We start from the raw sequence: 24,370 nt of genomic DNA, 5'->3' as shown, positions 1-24,370 counted from the left end.
CGCTTAATTACAAAATACAGGGAATCCTTTGTTCACTCCTTCTTTATCTAAACTCCAACGGGAAAATATGTCTTTTTTATCAACCCATTTATTCAGCAAATCTACAAAAGACTGCTGTTTCATCTCATTGTCAGTGAAATACCTAAAAGACTCCGGTATCTTCATAACTCCGTACATGATCTTATTCCAAGATTCAGAACGTATTTTTTCACTTTCGAAACGAGGTTTCTTTATATCTTTTACCCTGCATGATTCTTCACTCCAAAAACAAGGCCCTCCATCGCGGTTAATCCGGTCGATAGTTGGGATAACCTGAGTCTCGGGTATTGCAAAATAAGCATATACCCCTACCAGCCCATCCGTAACAGGTGGATAAGTAGTACGAATCTGTCCTGTGTTATAATTATTAGCAAATACAACTTTCCAAGTCGTTATCTCAATAGGATGCAAATTTACATGACCAGCGATACCACCCGCCACATCTCTCGCTATTATTCGTCCCGTATTATAACAATTAGCCACGGTATCATTTGGCAATTCTTTAAGCCCTGTCTCTTTGACCGTTTTTTGATAAGGCTCCGAAAATTCACCAATAATCCCCCCTACATGCTCATAACGCCCTATAATTTCCCCCCTATTGAAAGTATTATAAACAGATCCACCTTCAAAATAGCCGACAATTCCTCCTACACAACGATGACCATATACTCTACCATAATTGCTACAACTAATTATACGATTTTGCCCGGAAGAAAACCCAACAAGTCCACCGGAAAAGTTGCGTTCAGCCTCTATAGTCCCCTCATTAGAACAGTTATGTATCTGCGTATTGTAGGAAATATAACCAGCAAGAGCACCAACATAGTCATAAGAAATAAAATGAGAAAATCGTATATGGACATTCTTTACAGTCGCTCTTTTCAAGAATCCGAAAAGCCCTTGGGAAAACGTTTCAGAACCAGTTTTTGCAAATAATCCTGCAATAAAGTGTCCGTCTCCATCAAAAGTACCTTCGAAAGGAGCTCTAGGTATGCCGATCGGAGTCCACGACTTCATTTTTGTCTGTCGATTCCACTTTTGCCACCCCACCGTATCATTCAGCCAAATATCAGCTGACAACTTTACCACTTTCCCCTGATAAGAATTTCCACTATTCACAGACTTGGCAAAAGCTTTCAAATCTTCAGCTGTAGAAATAACTAATGGATTTTCCGCCTGTCTATGTTGAGTTGCATTCAATATAGAAATGAAAGCCCAGCATATATTCAATAGAAAAAAACGCTTTTTCATTTGCACAGAATTAAAAATTAATACTCGTATATCAGGAGACAAAATTCATACTTTTTAAGAAATTTGGGGTACAAAAATCAACCAAATGGGTTTGAAATTGGAGCAATTATAGAAAACTTATTCAACTTATCTCAATTAGTTCAAAAATACACTCATGAAGTTTGGAAATCAACCAATCTCTACTCCAATATAGATATATACGTCTATAAAGTATCATGAATATCAACCATAAAGAACACAGTTGATATTCATGATAGAGCATAGATCAAATTAATATGATTAAAATTTACTCACTGACTAGTATCTGATTTTTGAAACTCTTTAGGAGTTACGCCAAATTCTTCTTTAAAACATGTTGAGAAATACTTAGGATTAGAAAACCCACAAATATATGCTACTTCTGATACAGAAATCGATTTATTTTTCAACATCTTCACTCCTTGTTTCAAGCGGACATTCCGAATAAACTCAACCGGAGACAAACCTATTATCGCCTTTGTCTTACGATAAAGAGAAGACTTAGACATGGCTAAAGCATCTGCCAGCTGAACTACATCAAATGTGGACGATGATAGATTTTCCTGTATGACATCTGTCACTTTCTTTAAAAATTCCTTATCAATATCAGTTGCATCCAACAAATTAAAGTTTATATCTTCAGCATCTGAACGGAATTCTTCCTGTTTGCTCTTCTTCTCTGCCAGAAAATTATCAATACGAGCTTCAAGCACCTTCAATTCAAAGGGCTTAGAGATATATGCATTAGCTCCGGCATTATAACATTCAATACGGTCTTCCGCACTATTTTTAGCTGTCAATAAAATAATAGGTATATGGCTTGTATCCAGATTACCCTTAACGACACGACACAATTCCAAGCCATCCATTTCAGGCATCATAACATCACTTACAATAATATCAGCTTCATATTCTTTCATCACTTCTAAAGCTTCTATTCCATTTTTAGCTGTCAGCACATTATAATGCTTGGATAAGATACGCCTCATCAAATATAGTAATTCTTCATTATCTTCTACCAATAAAAGGCGAATATCACTAATCGTAGTATTTATGTCTCCCTCTTCCAACTGCTTCCAATCCAATATATTATTTTCAGCATTCATTGTACCAATTCCGCTCTCCCTTTTCAGCTCCTGCGATGATTCCACATTTATCTCTGCCTCTGTATAGCTTTCCTTATCAATAGGAATAATTACAGTAAATGAAGAACCTCTGCCTACTTCACTTTCCACACTTATTGTTCCATGATGCAGTTCTAATAATTCCTTTGTAAGTGAAAGACCTATACCATTAGTTTCACTCGACACCCAATGTTGATTGGTATAAAATCGAGTAAATATCTTATCAATATCTTCCGAAGCGATTCCTTTACCTGTGTCACTGACTATTATAGATAGATAAGTATGACCGTTCTGTAGAAAAACCGATAATGCAACCTTTATTTCTCCCCCCTCTCCTGTATATTTATAAGCATTAGATAAAAGATTAAAAACAACTTTATCAATCTTATCTACGTCAAAATATGCCTGTATTGTTTCTTCTGGTGATTCAAAAGTAAAAGTCAGTTTCTTCTTCTGAATCAAAGGCATAAAGTTGGAATCACAGACATCACGAATCAGAGATACAATATCTCCTGAAGTCACCTTCAGTTTCATATTTCCACTCTCCACTTTACGGAAATCAAGTATTTGCTGCAACAATCTTTTTAAACGATTCACATTGGTACGAATCATGTCAAACTGCGGAATCTTATTTTTATAAGTGATTTCTGCATCATCAATCAAACAAGTAACAATAGTCAATGGTGTGAGAAGATCATGGGAGATGTTTGTAAAATAGCGCAATTTTACCTGAACAAGTTCCTCCGACTTTTCCTTTTCTATTTGAGCAACACTTAATTCATGACGTAATTGCATTCTTCGTTTTGTTCTATAATAAAAAGAATAGCAGACTAATAGAATGAGCATTACATAAATTACATAAGCCCACCAAGTCTCGTAAAAAGCAGGTTCCTTGTCCACCTGCACTTTTGTCACAAGGCTACTCCACAACCCATTTATATCCGTTGCTTTCACACAAAAGGTATGCTTTCCTTTAGGAAGCCGGTTATAATAGGCGAATTGGCGTCCATCTTTAATATACACCCAGTCTTTATCTACTCCTTCCATTTTATAGGCATACTGGATTTTTGTCGGAAAACTATAATTTAAGGAAGAAAAATCAATCTCTATATTTTGATCTTCGGCGTGTAGTTTCAAGGTTCTTTTAAGCAAATTAAAACGTTCATTGAGATTTCCTGTTAATAATGATTCATCTCCCATTTTAACATCCACAATATGAGTTCGTATTTTCTCCGGTTTATCAGCCAGGCGTTTATAAGGCATAAATACAGCAATCCCCCTATTTCCTCCATAAAACATTTCTCCTGCCTGACTTTCAAAACAAGAGTGTTTTGTAAAGGAATTTACAACGATGTCCTGTCCGGCCTGATAGTTTATCTGTCCCCCTGTTTTAGGATCATATTCTATAATTCTTTTATTAGTAGAAATCCAAAGATGTCCGGTTTTATCCATCATCATATCCTGAACACCTTCAGTTAAAGTAGTAAATACATCCGAATAATCTTCAACTGTTTTAGACTTTTGATTGTACAAAAACACATAGCCTTCCTGACTTCCCATCCATACCCTTCCTTCGTTGTCTGTACATAAATCTTCAATATTATCACTTATTAGCAGTCCTGATTCCACATCAAATTTTACAACATTCTCTTTTCTAATCTGAAAATCATCAGAAACAGTCAAACAGAAAACTCCATTACGTCTGGTACTTACCCATATATGCCCCAAATTATCTTCTGCCAGTCCTGTTATTTCTCTCTGAAGAAAACCTGTTTCTTTTAGCGTATTATAATCACCAGCAGGCTTCACAAACAGTCCCAATGATGTTATAACCCAAACATTAAGCTTCTTGTCTTCATAAAAGAATTGTGGATTATTACCGGCACCCCTTATATATTGCTGCAAATCTATCTGTGAAACAAGCTTAACCTGTCCTTTCTCTTTCTTTAAAATATAGATAAATGGTTGGTAGGATGGTCCCACCAAAACTTGGTCATTTGAAGAAGAATACCCGATGCAGCCGATAGTTTCCATACCAGATAAGCCTCTCAAATCTGGTATATCTCTATACCAAATAATTTTATCACTATCTTTTTTATAGATTCCTAATCCTAAACGATTCTGATTAATCCAAATATCCCCATCATTATCGTTATAAATAGCTTGAATATTGGTAGTAAGCCCTGTTATCTTCTTTATAGATGGCATCGAATAATTCTGAATAATCGGCTTATCCAAATTAATATAGGCTACCCCCTCATTAAAAGAAGCGATCCACAAATTACCCGATTTGTCCAAGCATATTTCACTAAAAATATTATTCAATTTAGACGAAATGTCGCTAATATCAATCGTTTCCACTAAATTATCAACTCGCTTACGAACAGCATACAGCCCCCGAGAACTAACCAACCATAGATATCCATATTTTTTATCTTGTTGAATACTGAAAAAAGTACCATTTCCAGGTAATTCACCCTTTTTTACACTTTCTACCGGCATATAAACTTGCTCATCACTCTCCTCCGGATAAAACTTATATAGTCCTTCTCCCCATGTACCTATCCAATGCTGCTTCTTATCATCTTGAAAAACACTAAACGGATTGTTCTCCTTTCCAAGCACCGGATATTTAACAAAAGTATCTTTTATCCGATCATAACGGAATATTCCTTTCCTCCAGAAAGTTACCCAAATATTGTTATCAGTATCCTCATAAATGGAATTCACGCTTGTAACAGGCAAAGAACTATCATACCTTTTACAAGAAGAAAAATCACTGGAACAACGATATAATGCCACATAAGTTCCTACCCATATATATCCCTTTGAATCAAACAATATCGAACGAATTTCCTGATCTTTCAACTCTTCATTATCAATATGACTAATTTCATAAGTTTTCTTATTCAGTATATTCAGCCCTTTTTTAGTACCAATCAATATACGTTCCCAAGAATCTGTAATACATGTAATCTGATTATCAGTCAATAAATCCGGAGTCGTTTTTCCAGACCGAAAAGTCAAGATCCGATAGCCATCATAGCGGGATAAGCCTTCACGAGTACCAAACCACATGAAACCTTCACGATCCTGAAATACCCTCTGAACAGAATTAGAAGGCAACTGTTTACTCAATGGAAGTATCTCTACGGAGAATTCTTGTGCCGTAATTGGACCTATTATATTCATTATAAAAAGCACAAATATGATAGTAGTTCTGTTTATTTTCATAGCTTATATTATAAATTCAGCACAATAATAAATGAAAATCCATTTTAAAGCAAGCTATTTAACTATAAAATAAAGCAAAGCCGCCATAAAAAAACATTCTTGAATGATTTTCAGACCTTCTGAATGATTTTTAAACCCCTGTAACTACAACAAAAAACTGATAATTCAAAATTAGACGTATTTGATTAATTCAAGAACTCTTATTATAAATAGTTTCTGCAACTTTGCAAAAGAATAATACGCTCATAAAATCAATTATTAATATTAAACTATAAAACATTCAGTATCATGAAAAGAAAGTATGTAAAAATCATGTTCTTATCAATGACGTTGTTGACTAGCAGTATAACAACTGCTTACGCTACAATACCGGAAGATGAGAAAAAAGAAGAGACCCAAAAAGTAACAGAAGATGCTCATTTACCACTAATGATTATCAATGGAACAAACAAATCTGAACATTTCTTTATAAGTTCCAAATCACTCACAAATAAAGAAATAAAAATTACTGCGCCAAACGGGTTTACTGTATCTCCATCTGTGATACCTGCCAACAGCGGCAAACAAAAAGTAACCGTAACTTTAAATAGTTCCAAAATACTAACAAAAGGCAAAATAGTACTACGAAATGGAGATTATCGTTCTTATTTGAAAGTAAAAGGATATGGCACTGCACTTCCTGCTAAAGACATCTCAAAATCGCCCATTTACAAAGGTGGAAATGATTCCGAATTCAACAAAACGTTCAATCCCGGTTCCAAAGGATACACCCTTGAATTTAGAGTAAAAACTGATGAACCGGAAAAATGTTTCTATCCTTACTTTGTCAATGAAAAAGGATATGGATTTAAGGCATATATAACTTCTACTGAAGTTGGATTATATAATGCATACAAAAAAAATATTTCCAACCCCGCCACTGCTGGAAAAGAAGGCGGGCAAGGTAAATTCTATAACAACGACGGAGAGGCACACACTTATCGTATTGCAGTAACCCCTGATAACCGCGCTTTCATTTACAGAGACGGTATGCCAATTGACTCTGTTCGTATTATCGACTATGCTCCCCAGCCATACTTTGCATCGGGAATTGGAGAAGCAGAAGAAAACCTATTGAAAAATCCCGACTTTGAAGGGGAATTTGACACAAATCCGGAAAGCAAACTAGTAACAGCTGTTGAAGGATGGGATGTTGTAATAGGTGACCGATGGAATTCTGAACAATATATCAAGCCAGAAGAGATAGACAATATGCAAGATATTGATAATCATATCTTCGAAATAAAACCTTATAAATGGGCCGCCGGCTGGAGTGATGGAATTCTCATGCAGGTTGTAGACGTTGCCCCTAATGAAACTTATACATTATCTGCATTACTCAAAGGTGGCATTGCCAAAAAAGCAGGTACACTGACTGGTAAAATGATCATTGAAGAAGCACAAAATAAAGAAAAAAGAGTCGTTACAGAAATAGCCAGTGATAATTGGGAAATGTACTCTATGGACTATACAACTTCTGCAGATTGTAAACAGCTACGCATATCCTTCACTGTAGGACGTGGTAAATGGGGTAATGACATCGGTGCAATCCGAGTTGACAACGCCAAATTAACAGGAGTATCATGTAACTACACACCTAAATTTGGTTTCGTGGATAACACTTCAGATATAGAATACTTCACTATTGATGAATCCGGTGCCTATGCCCCCATGCAACCTACTATAACAATTAATCTTCCATCTAAATAACATTGCCAAAAGATATATTAAAATATAGAAGAATAAATAGCAAAATTATGAGACATATTCTATTTATATACTTTATGTTTTCTGTTATTTCTGCTTTTTCACAAAACACTCAGATTAGTCCGGGTGTTTTGTGGAATGATATAAACGGAGAACAAATCAACGCACATGGCGGTTGTGTAGTATTTGAAAATGGATTTTATTATTGGTTTGGAGAAGATCGCACAGGCTTTGTTTCTAATGGGGTAAGTTGCTATCAGTCTAAAGATTTATATAATTGGAAGCGGCTAGGGTTGTCTTTAAAAACAAAAGGAGAACCTAAAGAAGACATGAATGACATATCGCATGGACGTTTATTCGAACGTCCTAAGGTTATTTATAACCCTAAAACAAAAAAGTGGGTCATGTGGACTCATTGGGAAAGTGGTGATGGATATGGAGCTGCAAGAGTCTGTGTGGCAACAAGTGACAAAATAGAGGGTCCCTATATACTATATAAAACTTTTCGTCCCAACAAAAACGAATCACGTGACCAAACTCTTTTTGTAGATACGAACGGAGATGCCTACCATTTCTGTTCAACAGACATGAACACCAACATGAATGTTTCTTTATTGAGAGATGATTATTTAGAACCCACCCCTACTGAAACCAAAATATTGAAAGGGCTAAAATACGAGGCACCAGCTATTTTTAAAGTTGGTGATTACTATTATGGGTTGTTCTCGGGTTGTACTGGCTGGGCTCCTAATCCAGGAAAAACAGCATATACTACTAGTATTTTAAATGAATGGACTACCGGTCGCAACTTTGCAGTAGACAAACTAAAACAAGTAACTTATAATTCACAAAGCTGCTATGTTTTTAAAGTGAACAATAAAACAAATGCATATATCTATATGGGAGATCGCTGGAATTCCAAAAATGTAGAGAAATCCCACCATGTATGGTTGCCGATCAGTATGCGTTCAGGATATCCAGTAGTGAAGTGGTATAACCAATGGGATTTAAGTATCTTTGATAAAATGTACCGTTATAAAAGAGCTGAAAAGATCATAAACGGTAATATTTATTCACTATTGGAGAAAAACTCAGACCGTTTGGTATCAAAACCGATTAATGGTTTTAGTATAGCAGATGACAATGATACCATTAATTTAAGTTTGGAGTTTATTAAAACTGATATTCCTAATGGATATAAACTAAAAGACATTAAAACTGGAAAATTCTTAGAATCATTGTTCGGAACCCTGCGTTTAAATCCGGAAAAACAGAATGATGCTCAATGTTGGATATTTAACTTGCTAGAAGACGGTTATTATCAGATACAGAATGCAAAAGACAAGAAATATATTACTGTTTCCGGTTCAAATACATTCGATGGAACAAGTTTATACCTTACAGAATATTCTAAAAAACTTATGCAGGATTTTGCTGTATATTTCGATTCAGATAAATACCAATATAAAGAAGCAGACATTTTCGCTGCAACTTACAGGACTAATAATTTGAAACTAATGGGAGCCCAATAACTTCCAGACATATTTCAAACAATTAATTAAATTAATTAGATTATGAATATAAAAAAGCAACGAATAAAGATCTACCTCTTATTCATTTTTATATGTCTGCCCAATCTGTCAACTGTTCCTTCTTTCGCTTTTCAATCCCGAGAGATCAGTATGGAGACAGTAAGTAGTTGGGCAGTCACAACTACCGTTTTCAAACTAGCAGGCAGCAATGAAGTCAACAATGTCAAGTTAAACTGGATGCAACGAAAAGATGCTGACCTCTACAAAATATACCGGGACAATAACCTGATTGGAGAAGCTAAAGGTAACACATACGATGATTACAATCTAATGGTCAACAAAACTTTTACTTACCATGTAGAAGCTTTTTATAACGGACAAAAAGTTGCGACTTCCATTTCTCAACAAGCTACCACTTTTATTCCTACCGGTGAAAGTAAAGTTTACGACAACCTGAATGGCAAATACATCACAAAAGAATCCTCCGGTAACAAACCACAAGGAATGAAAATCAATGATCTTTATTTTTCCTATAAAATAGAAAATACGGAGAAGACTGTTGATGGACAACAACTCAAAGGATGGCTAGTCACTGAAAGTTACTCTAAAACAGGATTAAATGGAAGTTGGAGTACTCCTCGAGAGTTAGCCTTTTATCCGAATGTCAAAATGGAAGGTAATGCGTTCCGATATAATCCAAAGACAGGAAAAGTCGTATTATCTTCACATTATGAAGATGAAAATGGATACACAGCAGCTAAAATCTATCTAGCGCAAATTACCCCTAAAGGTAAACTTGAAGTAGGTACTATGGAACGCCCATTAGGACATGATTCAAGAGATCAATCGCTTTTTATTGATGATGACAATACAGCATATCTCCTTTCTGCCACTAACACAAACAGTGATATAAATATATATAAATTGGATGCCTCCTGGACAAAACCAGTCGAATTAGTCAATACAATATGTAAAGGATTACATAGAGAAACTCCTGCAATTATCAAAAAAGACGGAGAATACTACTTCTTCAGTTCAAAGGCTTCCGGATGGCATCCCAGTCAAACGATGTATACCTCAACAACTGACTTGGCAGGTGAATGGACACCTATAAGAGAAATCGGTAATAATACAACTTTTGATGCACAGTTTAACAGAATTAGTAAAGTAGGAACGACTTATGGAGTATGGAGCTATCATTGGGGGGCACAACGGAAATATAAAACTCCGGACGGTAACTTTCCCAGAATCACTATTGCTGCATTTAATAAAGGGTATGCTTCCATGGATTATTACAGATATTTGGAATTCAATGACAATTATGGAATTATCCCTGTACAAAATGGTAAGAATTTGACATTAAATGTTCCTGTTACATCTGCTGTATCTGGAGCAAAAGGAGTCAAAGCTGACTGTATTACGGATGGAGCAAGCTTAGACTCCTCTACTTACTTCCAAAAAAGTTCAAATGCTACTATAGGTACACCTTATATGTTCACTGTAGACATGCAGAAAAAAGCTAGAATTTCAGAAATTAATCTTTCCACAAGATTAGTCAATGGCTCTGAAGCAGCCTATAAATATACAATTGAAGGGAGTCCGGATGGCAAAAGTTACAAAATGCTTGTGGATGGTAGAACAAATTGGCAAGTGGGATTTCTGATTCTGAATGTAGAAGATCCTACAGCCTATAGATATTTACGTCTACGCATCTATGGTGTTGTCAATGTACATAAAGGTAATTCCGCAATGTGGGCTGACGGCATTTACGAATTTACAGCTTTGGGTATCCCAGAATAACAAGTAAATAGATAAAGTCACAATAAAGCCGGTTAACTTCAAACATTAACCGGCTTTATTGTTATCTAAAAAGCTTGCTATCACTCACTAATAAATATCCTTATTCACCAATAGATAATAAACTAATGCCCAATCCTGATCATTAGCATAAGGATCATAAAATCCGGCTTTCACGCCATTTACTCTATTGGGATAGATATAAGCACAAGAGGCTTTACCATCTTCAAAGAACAGGCAAAGATTGTTTCTTACAATATTTTCGGCACGTCTTTTATAAGTATTGTCTCCAACACATTGTGCATACAGATAAAAAGCAGCTCCTGTTAATGTACTCCAATAATGAGGAAAGATATCTCCCCACATCTCCCGTTTTCCAAACCAGTAACCATCCCAATGCCGGATTGCAATTTCATTCAGATGATAACTTGGTTGATTCCCATTAAACGCTTCCAATGCCGGCATTTGCTGTTTAGCTCCATCTAAATATTTTTGAATTCCCGTTTCCATATAAAGCTGTAACAAAAAGATAATTGAGGGAGCTACAATTGCTTGTTCATAATTAACCTCACTTGCCGGATAATTCAGTCCGTTTTTCACAAAAGTATCTCCAACCTGTATATAATCATTCTTCAGAGTTTCATATTCAACATCCATATCGGCAGCTTTCAATGTTTGCAACCCTAAATGCACAGGAATCCCTATAGCATAAAAACCATGCCCGAACTGACGAAACATAGACCGTAAAGTCATATAGCCATCTACTGCATATTGCTTGTCTCCTGTGATTTTGTACATTTGAAAATAGAAATCCGCAACCCATGCATAGTTATATGCTCTATTTCTTCCCTTACGATCAACAGAAGAAAATGTCTTGTAATCACTTTCCTGCAATCTATTACGTAGAAATTTTGCATATTTCAACAAAGCTATTTTTATATGATCATTAGGATGTAGCTGATAATATTTAGCCAACAAAACTCCCATTCCGACACGTTCGGCACCCTCATCCCGATCAACAGGATTACAGTTGCGAGTATTATTCAAATATATTTCATTCTTTTCGTTATCATAAACCATGAAAGCATCTTTACGTGTATTGGACTCTTTCATCTGCTGATGGTCACAAATGAAGTCAACCCGTTTTTTTATCAAGCTGTCCACATTATCAATAACCAAACAAGTTACGTGCGTTTGTTTTCCCTTCCCATAAAAAATATCAAAACGATTCTCTCCTAATTGATCCATCTTAACTTCTGCTATCCACAAGTTACCTCGCTTTTTCATCGGAATATGAATATCCTGATTTTTTAATACGCATTTCTGAATGGAAGTTTCAGCAGCCAGCTCTATACATGCCTTCTCCCCCTTTTCAAACACATATTTATTACAAGAAACAAATACACTTCCCTTTTCCAACAGTTTCTGACGAAAATCGTCTATGCCTTTATGAGCAAATAAACACCAGGACATCGAATATTCTTTCCCGGGCATCAATTGCAAATCCGACAAATTCAGAGCTATAATCCCTCTTGTATGAGAATTGCCTTTATCTCTGCCACGCTCCCATATCTCATAACCTTTAACTGCTCCTTTAGTCAACACTAACCCCAAGTGTGGTGCATGGCCTCCCATTCGAAGAGCATTTACATAAGCGGCATTTTCTCCTTCCCAAATATGGGTATTGGTACGTGCATTTATGCATGTACGCGAACCCGGATAATTGTCATTAAATGGCGTATAGACGCCTATATCAACAAGTGCCACCTTATCCTTTCCCTGATTTCGAAACGTATACTCTTCTATAAGCTCATCCTCTACCATTTTTCTTTTTACACATATACGTATGTCACCTGCCATATAAACAAGCTCGTTTCCTTCTTGCTTCATTTCTGCAGGGATTTCCCAAGATACTTTTTCTTTCCGATTTCCCTTTACTTGAGTCGCATATCCTAATCCCCATCCATAATTCTCCTTGACCCACCGATATTGACTTCCGTCAGTAACTACCAACCAGTTCATCTTCTGTGGGTCGTTCGCAATACTTAATGTTTGCAAGGCTCCTGTTTGGGGATTCACCTGATAGTTAATTTTCTGTGCCGAAACAAATGTACACATCGTTCCGAAAAACAGGAAGCCACAAAACTTAGGTAACATCTTCTTTAATTTTTCCATTTTATTTTTTTACCATGATTAATATATTATTCAAAAACAACTATTTTATCCAATGTAACCAGACAATCGTCACTACCATATCGAGCTTTTGTCTTGTCCGTCCACACTGGTGAAATTCCTGTAACCTCAACTCTCAAAATATATTTTCCTTTAGTAAAACTTGGAGTTACTATTCGGATAGCTGACTCCGGATATTTACTATAAAAATCAATTAATGACGAATAAAGAGTTTTACCTTTTTTATTAAGTACACTCACCCTTGCATATCCACCATGAGAATTGGCTTCTCCTATTATAGCTGCCTGCGTACCTCTAAAAGGAATGTTCAATACACTATTTTTCAAGTTTGAGCACAACTGTTCCCCTCTCCTTTCCCATCCTGCTTCAGATCGTATTTTCCGGAGGGATAATATTTGACCATTATCTAGTGCGTCCACCGGTGATAATGTTTTTATATCCCATGCCTGCCAATATTCCGGTATGGAAAGTGTTCCCTTATCCGCTTGCATAGGCATCCATACATAAGTGGCAGCTGAAGCCTGATGAGGAAAGGACCAGCGATCTCCCATAAACATTGGAATTGTATCTTTTCCTTGCGTCAAAGGAAAGACAAAAGTAGTCTGTGAATTATACGTCAATTTACCTTTAGGGACAAACAAACCACCCTTCTTCCACGGTCCACTCACTGTCGGAGCTGTGAAATAGTAATTATCATTTTTTTCCCAACTCGTCTTATTTGAAAACAAGAAATAATAAATACCCTTCTTTTTAAACATGGCAGGCGACTCGCCACCAGGAGCCATATTCTTCACGAGTCTTTTTTCTGCAGAATGATAATCCTCGCTAAGACGATAGATATCTCCTTCATGAATCAACAAATAGCCCGTCCCATCGGTATCCTGAAAAGTTCCCATATCCCACATTCGGATAGGTTCATTCCCTATTTTAAAAGGTCCTTGGAATATGTACTCACCATTAATCGTTTTACTAGTGGCATACCCGATACAAGGATCACAGTATTTTGTATCATCGGTATGCATGTACATCACATATTCTCCAGTAGAAGGGCACTTCATGACCTTCACACGTTCACCAATCCTATTAGGACCTAACAATCCCTCTTTTTGTATTGGAAGCACGATACGTTCAAATTTCCAATTTGATAAATCGTCGGACGAATAGCAACTAAAACCAACAAAAGAATTCGTTTCATCCGAACGGTATTCTCCGAATAAATAATACCGTCCGGCATCTTCCACAATACATGCTCCATGAGCATTTACAATTCTTCCCTGATCATCAAACCAAGGAATACCATTACATATTATTTTCTCCAGATTTTGTGCACCACTACTCTGACTAACCAAACTAAAAGACATCCAAAGTAATATCATAGATATAAAATAGGAATGCCTTCTCTCCATCAAAAAACTTAAATCCATTGTCTTCCTTTTAATTTATTTAGATAAAAATTTGCCTGCTTATCACCTAGAAATAAGAATACTGTAAAAATACTCCTTTTATCTATTCCAAAGGTTCAATAATCTGTCAAAAAGGAATAGAAATAAATAAAGTTCTCCACATATTCATACCATTATACAATATCAGGACATATTCCATTCAATAACGTCTAAATTTAATTCATATCATATATCCCATACTCTGATTTAATACCACAATAAAGAAATGTTTATATACATATAAAAAAGATATTAAAAAACTCCCTTATCTTATTTTTTCCCCGTATAATTCGCCCAAATCAAAGAAAGTACCTATCTTTACCGCAAGTATTTTTTATTATTCACCATTAAATGTAAAGATTATGGCAAGTAGAAGAGAACTCAAAAAGAATGTAAACTATATCGCAGGAGAATTATTCACCGAGTGTTTAATCAACAGTATGTTCATCCCTGGCACAGACAAGGTGAAAGCAGATGAACTGATGGCAGAGGTACTGAAGATGCAGGATGAATTTGTTACTCGCATCAGCCACACAGAACCGGGCAACGTGAAAGGTTTTTATAAGAAATTCCGTGCTGATTTTAATGCAAAGGTAAACGAGATTATTGAAGCTATAGGGAAATTGAACTAACAACAGAATGAAAAAAGCAATTTATAGCTTTATCTATTACCGCCTGTTAGGGTGGAAGACAAACGTTACGGTGCCTAATTATGATAAATGCGTGATATGTGCCGCTCCACACACAACAAACCTTGATTTATTTATTGGAAAACTATTTTATGGTGCTATAGGCCGTAAGACAAGTTTCATGATGAAAAAAGAATGGTTTTTCTTTCCACTTGGAGTTTTTTTCAAAGCAGTTGGCGGAATTCCCGTCGACCGTAGCCGAAAAACTTCGCTAGTAGATCAGATGGTTCATAATTTTGCTAAATATAAAAAGTTTAATTTGGCTATCACTCCCGAAGGAACCCGCAAAGCGAATCCAAACTGGAAAAAAGGTTTTTATTTTATAGCTTTGAAAGCACAGGTTCCTATCGTCCTGATTGGTATTGATTACAGCAAGAAAACGATTTCGGCAACGAAAGCTATCATGCCGTCAGGAGATATTAATAAGGACATGAGAGAAATCAAACTTTATTTCAAGGATTTCAAAGGAAAACATCCGGAGAATTTTGCTCTTGGAGAAATATGATTTAAGTATTAGGTATTAAGTATTAATCGTAGCTTTTGATATACTTATCCGCACGGCTTAATACTTAATACTTATTACTTAATACTTAGTTATCATGGAGTCTATCCGTATTTCTATCATACAAACCGATATTGTTTGGGAAAATAAACAAGAAAATCTCCGTTTGCTCCACGAAAAGCTGCAAAGTCTTCGTGGAATAACGGAGATTGTTGTTTTACCGGAGATGTTTTCCACCGGATTCAGCATGCAGAGTAAAATGCTGGCAGAGCCGAACTCCGGAGCAACCATTACAATACTCAAACAATGGGCTGCCCAATTTCAGCTAGCCATTTGTGGAAGTTATATAGCAACTGAAAACGACCAGTTCTATAATCGGGCCTTCTTCCTGACACCGGAAGGAGAAGAATTCTATTATGACAAACGTCACCTGTTTCGTATGGGAAGGGAAGCCGAACATTTTTCGGTCGGTGACAAACGACTTATCATCCCCTATCGTGGATGGAATATCTGCCTGTTGGTTTGCTATGATCTCCGTTTTCCTGTATGGAGCCGGAACGTAAACAACGAGTACGACCTTTTAATATATGTAGCCAACTGGCCTATCCCCCGCCGTCTGGTTTGGGACACTCTGCTCCGGGCGCGTGCTTTGGAAAATCAATGCTATGTATGCGGTGTCAACAGGGTGGGTATAGACGGATATCAGCTTACATATAATGGAGGAAGTAGAGTTTATTCTGCTTTCGGAGAAGAAATCGGCTCATTTCCAGATGAAAAGGAAGGAATAGCTACTGTGAGTCTTAATCTGAACACTCTCAACCAATTCAGAGAGAAGTTCCCGGTATGGAAAGATGCAGACGAATTCCATCTGTAACATTGGCAAAATAACAAATGTTAAAAACAGATTCTTGCAGCAACAATACCTAGAACTCGGTAGTTAATTATATAGACTTCTTTTGTATCTTTGTCGTGAAAATACAGTCGTAAGGACGCTAATCTTACATAACTTAATTAACAACTTTATGAAAACAAATCTTAGTTCTCAAATCAGTCTCCACCGGGTCTCCCCCAGATACTACAGACCGGAGAATGCATTTGAAAAATCAGTCTTGACAAGACTCGAAAAAATCCCTACGGACATCTACGAATCCGTAGAAGAAGGTGCTAACTATATTGCGCGCGAAATAGCACAAACCATCCGCGAGAAACAAAAGGCAGGACGTTTCTGTGTATTGGCTCTTCCCGGAGGAGATTCACCCAGCCACGTATATACCGAGCTTATCCGTATGCATAAGGAAGAGGGACTTAGCTTCCGCAATGTGATCGTATTTAATATGTATGAGTATTATCCGTTGTCTCCCGATGCAATCAACAGTAACTTCAATGCTTTGAAGAGTATGCTGCTGGATCACATCGACATTGACAAGCAGAATATATTCACTCCCGATGGAAGCATTGCCAAAGATACCATCTTCGAATATTGCCGTCTGTATGAACAACGCATTGAAAGCTTCGGAGGTATTGATATTGCTTTGTTAGGGATTGGTCGTGTAGGTAACATTGCGTTCAACGAACCGGGTTCCCGACTGAATTCTACCACTCGTCTGATTTTGTTAGATAATGCATCACGAAACGAGGCATCCAAGATTTTCGGAACGCTGGATAATACGCCGATCAGCTCCATTACAATGGGAGTAGCTACTATTCTTGGCGCAAAGAAAGTTTATCTGCTTGCATGGGGTGAAAACAAAGCAGCTATGATTAAAGAGTGTGTGGAAGGTCCGATCACTGACACAATTCCTGCTTCTTATCTGCAAACTCACAATAATGCACATGTAGCTCTTGATCTTTCAGCCGCTATGAACCTGACACGTATCCAACGTCCATGGTTAGTCACTTCTTGCGAATGGAATGATAAATTAATCCGCAGTGCAATCGTTTGGTTGTGTCAGTTGACCGGCAAACCGATTTTGAAGTTGACAAATAAAGACTATAACGAAAACGGTTTGAGTGAACTTCTGGCACTTTACGGTTCTGCGTACAATGTAAATATCAAAATCTTCAATGATTTGCAGCACACCATTACCGGATGGCCGGGCGGTAAGCCTAATGCTGATGATACCTATCGTCCGGAACGCGCAAAACCGTATCCGAAACGTGTGGTCATCTTCTCTCCGCATCCGGATGATGATGTTATTTCAATGGGTGGTACGCTTCGCCGTTTGGTAGAACAAAAGCACGAAGTACACGTAGCTTACGAAACTTCCGGTAATATCGCCGTAGGTGACGAAGAAGTAGTTCGTTTCATGCATTTTATCAATGGATTCAATCAGCTCTTCAATAATAGCGAAGATTTGGTTATCAATGAAAAATATATAGAAATACGCAATTTCCTGAAGGAGAAGAAAGACGGTGATATGGACAGTCGTGATATTCTGACTATCAAAGGTCTGATTCGTCGTGGTGAAGCCCGTACAGCTTGTACTTATAATAATATACCGCTGGAACGTTGCCACTTCCTCGATCTGCCATTCTATGAAACAGGTAAGATTCAGAAAAACCCAATCAGTGAAGCAGACGTAGAAATTGTACGCAACTTGCTCCGTGAAATAAAACCTCACCAGATTTTTGTTGCTGGTGATTTAGCCGACCCACATGGAACTCACCGTGTATGTACAGACGCTGTATTTGCTGCTGTCGATCTTGAAAAAGAAGAAGGTGCCAAATGGCTAAAAGACTGTCGTATCTGGATGTACCGTGGTGCGTGGGCTGAATGGGAAATCGAGAATATTGAAATGGCAGTGCCTATCAGTCCGGAAGAACTTCGTGCAAAACGTTACTCTATCCTGAAACATCAGTCGCAAATGGAAAGTGCTCCGTTCCTGGGTAACGACGAACGTTTGTTCTGGCAACGTAGCGAGGATCGTAACCGTGGTACAGCTACTTTGTACGACCAATTGGGATTGGCTTCTTACGAAGCAATGGAAGCATTTGTAGAATATGTTCCATTATAAGAGTAATCATTCTTAATTAAGAGAATATAAAACAATGAAAGAAGAGTGGGAAGTTTCGATACTTCTCGCTCTTTTTTGTTTATTTTTGCGGGGAGAATTAAACGCGGATTAACGCAGATTTTCGCAAAGAAAAATAGAATAAAACAATCTGCGATAATCCGTGATAATCTGCGTTTAGCAAAAAAGCAACAAGTATGAAGAAAGTAATAGTATTTTTTCTAGGCCTTACATTCTGTGCAACTTTTCTTTTTGCGCAGGATATTGAAAGAAATGTAAAAGAGCGGCTGACGGATTACTTCAACCAATATACCGCAACAGCCAAAATCAGCACTCCTAAACTGAATAGCTTCGATATTAATTACGACCGTAAGACGATTGCAATCTATGCATCGGAGAGTTTCGCCTACCAGCCTTTCCGTCCGGAAACTGTAGAAAACATTTATAATCAAGTTAAAGAATTGCTTCCGGGTCCCGTTCATTATTACCAACTCACCATTTATGCGGATGGGAAACCCATTGAAGATTTGGTACCTAATTTCTACCGGAATAAGAAAAAGGATAAGGAGCGGTTATCCTTAAATGTAGATTATAAAGGAGCTCCCTGGGTAAAAAACACTTCACGTCCTAATGAAATCTCACGCGGACTACAAGACCGCCACATTGCAATCTGGCAAAGCCACGGCAACTATTTCAAAAATGATAAAAACGAATGGGGATGGCAACGTCCCCGATTATTCTGCACCACAGAAGACATGTTCACTCAATCTTTTGTCCTTCCTTATGTAATTCCAATGCTGGAAAATGCAGGAGCGATTGTCTATACTCCCCGCGAACGAGATACACAAAAGAATGAAATCATTGTAGATAATGATACCCCCAATGCTTCCCTTTATTTGGAAATGGGGGGTAAAAAGATTAATTGGGCAAATGCTCCGGTAAGAGGATTTGCTCAGAAGAAAACAATCTATAAAGATGGAGAAAATCCTTTCACTGACGGAACCTGTCGTTTTATTCCGACAGAGAGAAAGAAAAAGAAGAATAAAGACCAGGTATTTGCCGAATGGGTGCCTACTCTACCGGCAACAGGCAAGTATGCAGTTTATGTTTCCTACCAAACATTGCCCAACAGTGTAAGCGACGCCAAATATCTGGTATTCCATAACGGAGGAGTAACCGAATTTAAAGTTAATCAGAAAATAGGTGGAGGCACATGGGTTTACCTCGGAACTTTTGAATTCGATAAAGGGAGCAACGACTACGGCATGGTGGTACTTAGTAACGAGAGCAGCGAACATGGGGTTGTATGCGCCGATGCAGTACGTTTTGGAGGGGGAATGGGAAACATTGCCCGTGGAGGAAAAATCAGCGGGCTACCGCGTTACTTGGAAGGAGCACGCTACTCTGCTCAATGGGCGGGAATGCCATACGAAGTATATGCCGGACGAAAAGGTGAAAACGACTATACAGACGATATCAACACACGCTCTAACGTTATCAATTATTTATCGGGCAGTTCCGTCTATAACCCACAACAGTCGGGTCTGGGCGTACCTTTGGAAATGACGATGGCATTGCACAGTGACGCCGGATGTAGCAAAACAGACGAACTGATTGGATCACTCGGCATTTACACCACAGATTTCAATAATGGCAAACTGAATGCAGGAACAGACCGGTATGCCTCACGTGATCTGGCAGACATTCTGCTGACACAAATTCAGAAAGATATTTATTCAAGCTATAGCTTGCCTTGGATACGCCGCAGCATGTGGAACCGGAATTATAGCGAAACACGTCTTCCGGCTACACCTTCTACGATTATTGAATTACTCTCCCACCAGAACTTCGCAGATATGCAGTTAGGACATGATCCGAACTTTAAATTTACAGTGGGACGTGCCATCTACAAAGGAATTTTGCAGTTCATTACCAACCAGCACGATAAAGAATACATTGTTCAGCCTCTGCCTGTGAGCAATTTCGCCATTCAATTTGGAAAGAAAAAGAATACATTAGAACTTTCATGGAAAGGCGAAGACGATCCGCAAGAACCGACTGCACGACCACGGGAATACATTGTATATACCCGCATCGGTTATGGAGGTTTTGACAATGGCACTTTAGTCAGCAAAACGTCCCACACCGTTAAGATAGAACCGGGACTTGTTTATTCATTCAAAGTAACTGCTGTAAACCGGGGTGGGGAAAGTTTTCCTTCTGAAATCCTCTCCGCTTATAAAGCCAAACGTGAACAGGGAAAAGTAATCATCATCAATGGCTTTGACAGAATCAGCGGTCCGGCGGTCGTTAACACTTCTGATAAAGCTGGATTCGATCTAATGCAAGATCCCGGCGTTCCGTATATATCGAATATTTCATTTTGCGGAGCACAAACCGGCTTCGACCGTACACAAGCCGGTAAAGAAGGAAAAGGAAGTCTGGGACATAGCGGAAACGAATTAGAAGGAATGAAAATTGCAGGAAACACGTTCGACTATCCTTTTATTCACGGAAAAGCAATTCAGGCAGCCGGAAAATATAGTTTCGTATCATGCAGCGACGAAGCAGTAGAGAACGGGTTGGTTACATTAGAAGATTATCCAGTAGTAGATTATATTTTGGGACTGGAAAAAGAAGATCCTGCAAGTAAAGCATATTACAAGACATTCTCTTCGGCTATGCAACGGATTATGACCAGTTATTGCCAAGCGGGAGGTAACCTGTTTGTCAGTGGTGCTTATGTAGGAAGTGATATGAGTGGAACACAAGGAAACCGGGAGTTTACAGAGAAAATACTGAAATATGGTTATCAAGGTAGCCTGACGGATAAGAGTTCGAATCAGATTAAAGGATTGGGCCGTACTATTACAATCCCACGTCTGCCTAATGAAAGCAGTTATGCTGTACCTGCTGCCGATTGTATTGTTCCCGTAGATACTGCCTTCCCCGTATTTACGTATGCACCCGGCAATCAGAGTGCAGGTATTGCCTACAAAGGAAACTACCGTACTTTTGTATTGGGCTTTCCTTTTGAAAGTATCCAGTCCGAAGCAGACCGGGCAACCATTATGGCAGGCATCCTGGGATTCTTTACTCAAAAATAAAAAATATCCTTTTTTTTAATCCGTTTCTCATTTTAAATTCTATCTTTGCTACTATAATAACCTTTAAAACTAAAAAACAATGTATACTATACAAGCAAATCCCAGCGGTACACGCAGCATAGAAGTATCTAATGAAAACTTGAGAACGATTGAAAAATATGCTCTGTTCCGTCATCTTATCGACAGTACCGGTATTGTAGATGAAGCAGTTCTGGATAAGTTGAAACTTAATATCCGCTCCCTTATCGCCAGTCAGGAGGAAGACAGTAAAGACTTGCTGGACATTTGTATCGACGTGATTTATCACAATAATATGAAGGCATTCGGCTTGCAACAGCTCATCAAGCTTTATCTTACCTGGCTCTCCAGTCCGGAAGCGGAAGAAGAGGAGGAATAATGATTACGGTAGATACCTGCGGAATAACAGCATACAGTCCGCTGATTCCTGCAATAAAAGCGATGTGCACTGCCTCTCCGGGTGAAACGATAGAGATTATCATGAACCATGCTGATGCGTTTCAGGATCTAAAGGAATATCTGTCCGAGCAAGGTATCGGCTTCCGTGAAATCTATGACGGAGAACAAATGACATTACAGTTCACAATCAACGGGAAGTTTTAAGAAAACACTCCAATGATTGGAAGAAAACATCCTGATGATTGAAGTTAAACATCTCAATGAATAAAAAAATCATTGGGATGTTTTTTATTATCCGTATCTTTGCAGCATGAAAGAATATCAATTGACCGACTGGTTACCCACTACCAAAAAAGAAGTAGAACTTCGCGGATGGAATGAATTGGATGTCGTTCTATTCAGTGCTGATGCTTATGTGGATCATCCTTCTTTTGGTGCTGCCGTTATCGGACGCATTCTCGAAGCGGAAGGTTTGAAAATAGCCATCGTTCCCCAACCTAACTGGCGTGACGACCTGCGCGACTTCAAGAAGTTGGGACGTCCACGGCTATTCTTCGGTATCTCCGGCGGATGCATGGACTCAATGGTTAATAAATATACCGCCAACAAACGCCTACGCAGTGAAGATGCTTATACTCCGGACGGCCGACCGGATATGCGCCCGGACTATCCTTCTACAGTTTACAGCCAGATACTAAAGAAACTTTTTCCGGATGTTCCGGTAGTCATTGGAGGAATCGAAGCTAGCTTAAGGCGATTGAGTCATTACGATTATTGGCAGGACAAAGTACAAAAGAGTATTTTGTGCGACAGCGGAGCAGATCTGCTCATCTACGGAATGGGAGAAAAGCCTCTTGCAGACCTGGTGAAAAATATGAAAAGCCTGCTCACCACTGAAGAACCTGTACTGACAAGCAGCAAATTTAGAACAATTATCGGATCTGTGCCCCAGACAGCCTATCTTTGTCGTGCAACAGAATGGATATCTGCCGAAGACGATCTTCAACTTTATTCACACGAAGAATGTCTGGCAGATAAAAAGAAACAGGCTAGTAATTTCCGACATATCGAAGAAGAATCCAACAAATATTCGGCTTCACGAATCACACAAGCAGTAGGAAATAAGATAGTCGTAGTCAATCCTCCCTATCCTCCGATGAGCCAGAAAGACCTCGATCATTCGTTTGATTTACCATATACCCGCCTGCCTCATCCAAAATACAAAGGGAAACGGATTCCGGCATACGATATGATTAAATTTTCCATCAACATTCACCGAGGATGTTTTGGTGGCTGTGCATTCTGTACCATTTCCGCCCATCAGGGAAAGTTTATTGTCAGCCGAAGCAAAGAGTCTATACTGAAAGAGGTAAAAGAAGTTATTCAGTTACCCGATTTCAAGGGATATTTAAGTGATTTGGGCGGTCCTTCCGCTAATATGTATCAGATGAAAGGAAAAGACGAAGCTATTTGCAAGAAGTGCAAACGACCGTCATGTATCCATCCGAAAGTTTGCCCGAATCTAAATACCGACCATCGCCCCTTACTGGATATTTACCGTGCAGTAGATGCCTTGCCCGGAATAAAAAAATCGTTTATCGGTAGCGGAGTACGCTATGACCTGTTACTTCATCAAAGCAAAGATGAAACTACCAACCGTAGCACTGCCGAATATACCCGTGAATTGATAGTCAATCACGTGAGTGGCCGGTTAAAAGTGGCTCCGGAGCATACCAGTGACCGGGTATTATCTATAATGCGCAAACCTTCTTTTGAGCAATTTGAAACATTCAAAAAGATATTCGACCGCATTAACCGGGAAGAAAATCTGCGTCAACAACTGATTCCGTATTTTATCTCTTCGCATCCCGGATGCAATGAAGAAGACATGGCGGAACTTGCCGTTATCACTAAACGTCTGGACTTCCATCTGGAGCAAGTGCAGGACTTCACTCCTACTCCGATGACAGTGGCTACTGAAGCCTGGTATAGCGGATTCCATCCATACACGCTAGAACCGATATTCAGTGCCAAAACCCAACGGGAGAAACTTGCACAACGACAGTTCTTTTTTTGGTATAAACCGGAAGAACGAAAAAACATCATCAATGAGTTGAGACGTATCGGACGTTCAGATTTGATAGACAAGTTATATGGAAAAGGAAAGGACATGGAAAGAGGGAAAGGAAAAAGATAGAATGAAATAAATTATAAATCAAGCATAAGGCATGATTATGAATCAATTATAACTTGTGATCTTATTGGCTA

At 38.3% G+C, this 24,370-nt stretch carries 15 protein-coding genes; 11 read left to right on the top strand and 4 right to left on the bottom strand.

What is annotated here, in order from left to right:
* Positions 1 to 3: 3 nt before the first annotated feature.
* Entirely contained in the window at positions 4 to 1,332 is a 1,329-nt protein-coding gene (locus tag DWZ47_RS11490; protein ID WP_233525034.1) for a GLUG motif-containing protein, read from the bottom strand.
* 248 nt (positions 1,333 to 1,580) lie between these two features.
* Complete coding sequence (locus DWZ47_RS11485; RefSeq protein WP_004306035.1) at positions 1,581 to 5,666, bottom strand: two-component regulator propeller domain-containing protein; 4,086 nt, start codon at positions 5,664 to 5,666, stop codon at positions 1,581 to 1,583.
* Positions 5,667 to 5,954: 288 nt separating this feature from the next.
* On the opposite strand from DWZ47_RS11485, the gene DWZ47_RS11480 reads away from it, so the two are divergent.
* Genes DWZ47_RS11480 through DWZ47_RS11470 form a run of 3 tightly spaced genes read left to right on the top strand, consistent with a single transcriptional unit; the run spans position 5,955 to position 10,744 of the window.
* Positions 5,955 to 7,415, top strand: coding sequence for a sugar-binding protein (locus DWZ47_RS11480; RefSeq protein ID WP_117513189.1), 1,461 nt, complete (start codon positions 5,955 to 5,957; stop codon positions 7,413 to 7,415).
* 47 nt (positions 7,416 to 7,462) lie between these two features.
* A complete protein-coding gene (locus tag DWZ47_RS11475; RefSeq protein WP_004306033.1) occupies positions 7,463 to 8,944 on the top strand; it encodes a family 43 glycosylhydrolase in 1,482 nt (493 codons plus the stop codon).
* Between the two features lie 42 nt (positions 8,945 to 8,986).
* Positions 8,987 to 10,744 carry a family 43 glycosylhydrolase gene (locus DWZ47_RS11470; protein WP_117513187.1) on the top strand — a complete coding sequence of 586 codons (1,758 nt, stop codon included), beginning with the start codon at positions 8,987 to 8,989 and terminating at the stop codon, positions 10,742 to 10,744.
* 87 nt (positions 10,745 to 10,831) lie between these two features.
* Here the strand turns inward: DWZ47_RS11470 and DWZ47_RS11465 are convergent, their stop codons facing one another.
* Positions 10,832 to 12,916: a DUF5695 domain-containing protein gene (locus tag DWZ47_RS11465; protein WP_117513186.1), complete on the bottom strand. Its 2,085-nt coding sequence runs from the start codon at positions 12,914 to 12,916 to the stop codon at positions 10,832 to 10,834.
* Between the two features lie 26 nt (positions 12,917 to 12,942).
* The gene (locus DWZ47_RS11460) at positions 12,943 to 14,358 is read right to left on the bottom strand and encodes a family 43 glycosylhydrolase (protein ID WP_004306028.1); all 1,416 of its coding nucleotides are present in this window, start codon (positions 14,356 to 14,358) and stop codon (positions 12,943 to 12,945) included.
* A gap of 380 nt (positions 14,359 to 14,738) precedes the next feature.
* On the opposite strand from DWZ47_RS11460, the gene DWZ47_RS11455 reads away from it, so the two are divergent.
* From DWZ47_RS11455 to DWZ47_RS11420, 8 genes are all read left to right on the top strand, one after another.
* The gene (locus tag DWZ47_RS11455; protein WP_004306027.1) at positions 14,739 to 15,008 is read left to right on the top strand and encodes a hypothetical protein; all 270 of its coding nucleotides are present in this window, start codon (positions 14,739 to 14,741) and stop codon (positions 15,006 to 15,008) included.
* Positions 15,009 to 15,015: 7 nt separating this feature from the next.
* Positions 15,016 to 15,570: a 1-acyl-sn-glycerol-3-phosphate acyltransferase gene (locus DWZ47_RS11450; protein ID WP_004312020.1), complete on the top strand. Its 555-nt coding sequence runs from the start codon at positions 15,016 to 15,018 to the stop codon at positions 15,568 to 15,570.
* A gap of 94 nt (positions 15,571 to 15,664) precedes the next feature.
* Positions 15,665 to 16,441 (top strand): amidohydrolase, encoded by a 777-nt coding sequence (locus DWZ47_RS11445; RefSeq protein WP_004297370.1) that lies wholly within the window; start codon positions 15,665 to 15,667, stop codon positions 16,439 to 16,441.
* 148 nt (positions 16,442 to 16,589) lie between these two features.
* Positions 16,590 to 18,581: a glucosamine-6-phosphate deaminase gene (locus DWZ47_RS11440; protein WP_117513184.1), complete on the top strand. Its 1,992-nt coding sequence runs from the start codon at positions 16,590 to 16,592 to the stop codon at positions 18,579 to 18,581.
* A 194-nt stretch (positions 18,582 to 18,775) separates the two neighbouring features.
* The gene (locus DWZ47_RS11435; protein ID WP_117513182.1) at positions 18,776 to 21,685 is read left to right on the top strand and encodes a xanthan lyase; all 2,910 of its coding nucleotides are present in this window, start codon (positions 18,776 to 18,778) and stop codon (positions 21,683 to 21,685) included.
* Positions 21,686 to 21,764: 79 nt separating this feature from the next.
* Complete coding sequence (locus DWZ47_RS11430; protein ID WP_117513180.1) at positions 21,765 to 22,082, top strand: hypothetical protein; 318 nt, start codon at positions 21,765 to 21,767, stop codon at positions 22,080 to 22,082.
* A complete protein-coding gene (locus DWZ47_RS11425; protein WP_004306023.1) occupies positions 22,082 to 22,306 on the top strand; it encodes a sulfurtransferase TusA family protein in 225 nt (74 codons plus the stop codon). Before DWZ47_RS11430 ends, DWZ47_RS11425 begins: the two co-directional genes overlap by 1 nt.
* A gap of 106 nt (positions 22,307 to 22,412) precedes the next feature.
* Complete coding sequence (locus DWZ47_RS11420; protein ID WP_032843728.1) at positions 22,413 to 24,299, top strand: YgiQ family radical SAM protein; 1,887 nt, start codon at positions 22,413 to 22,415, stop codon at positions 24,297 to 24,299.
* Positions 24,300 to 24,370 lie beyond the last annotated feature (71 nt).

It is taken from the genome of Bacteroides sp. AF32-8BH, assembly GCF_003435205.1.
In the GTDB taxonomy this organism is placed as follows: Bacteria; Bacteroidota; Bacteroidia; order Bacteroidales; family Bacteroidaceae; genus Bacteroides; species Bacteroides ovatus.
Note: the sequence above shows the minus strand (reverse complement) of the source record. Positions and strands in the feature narration are given on the sequence as shown.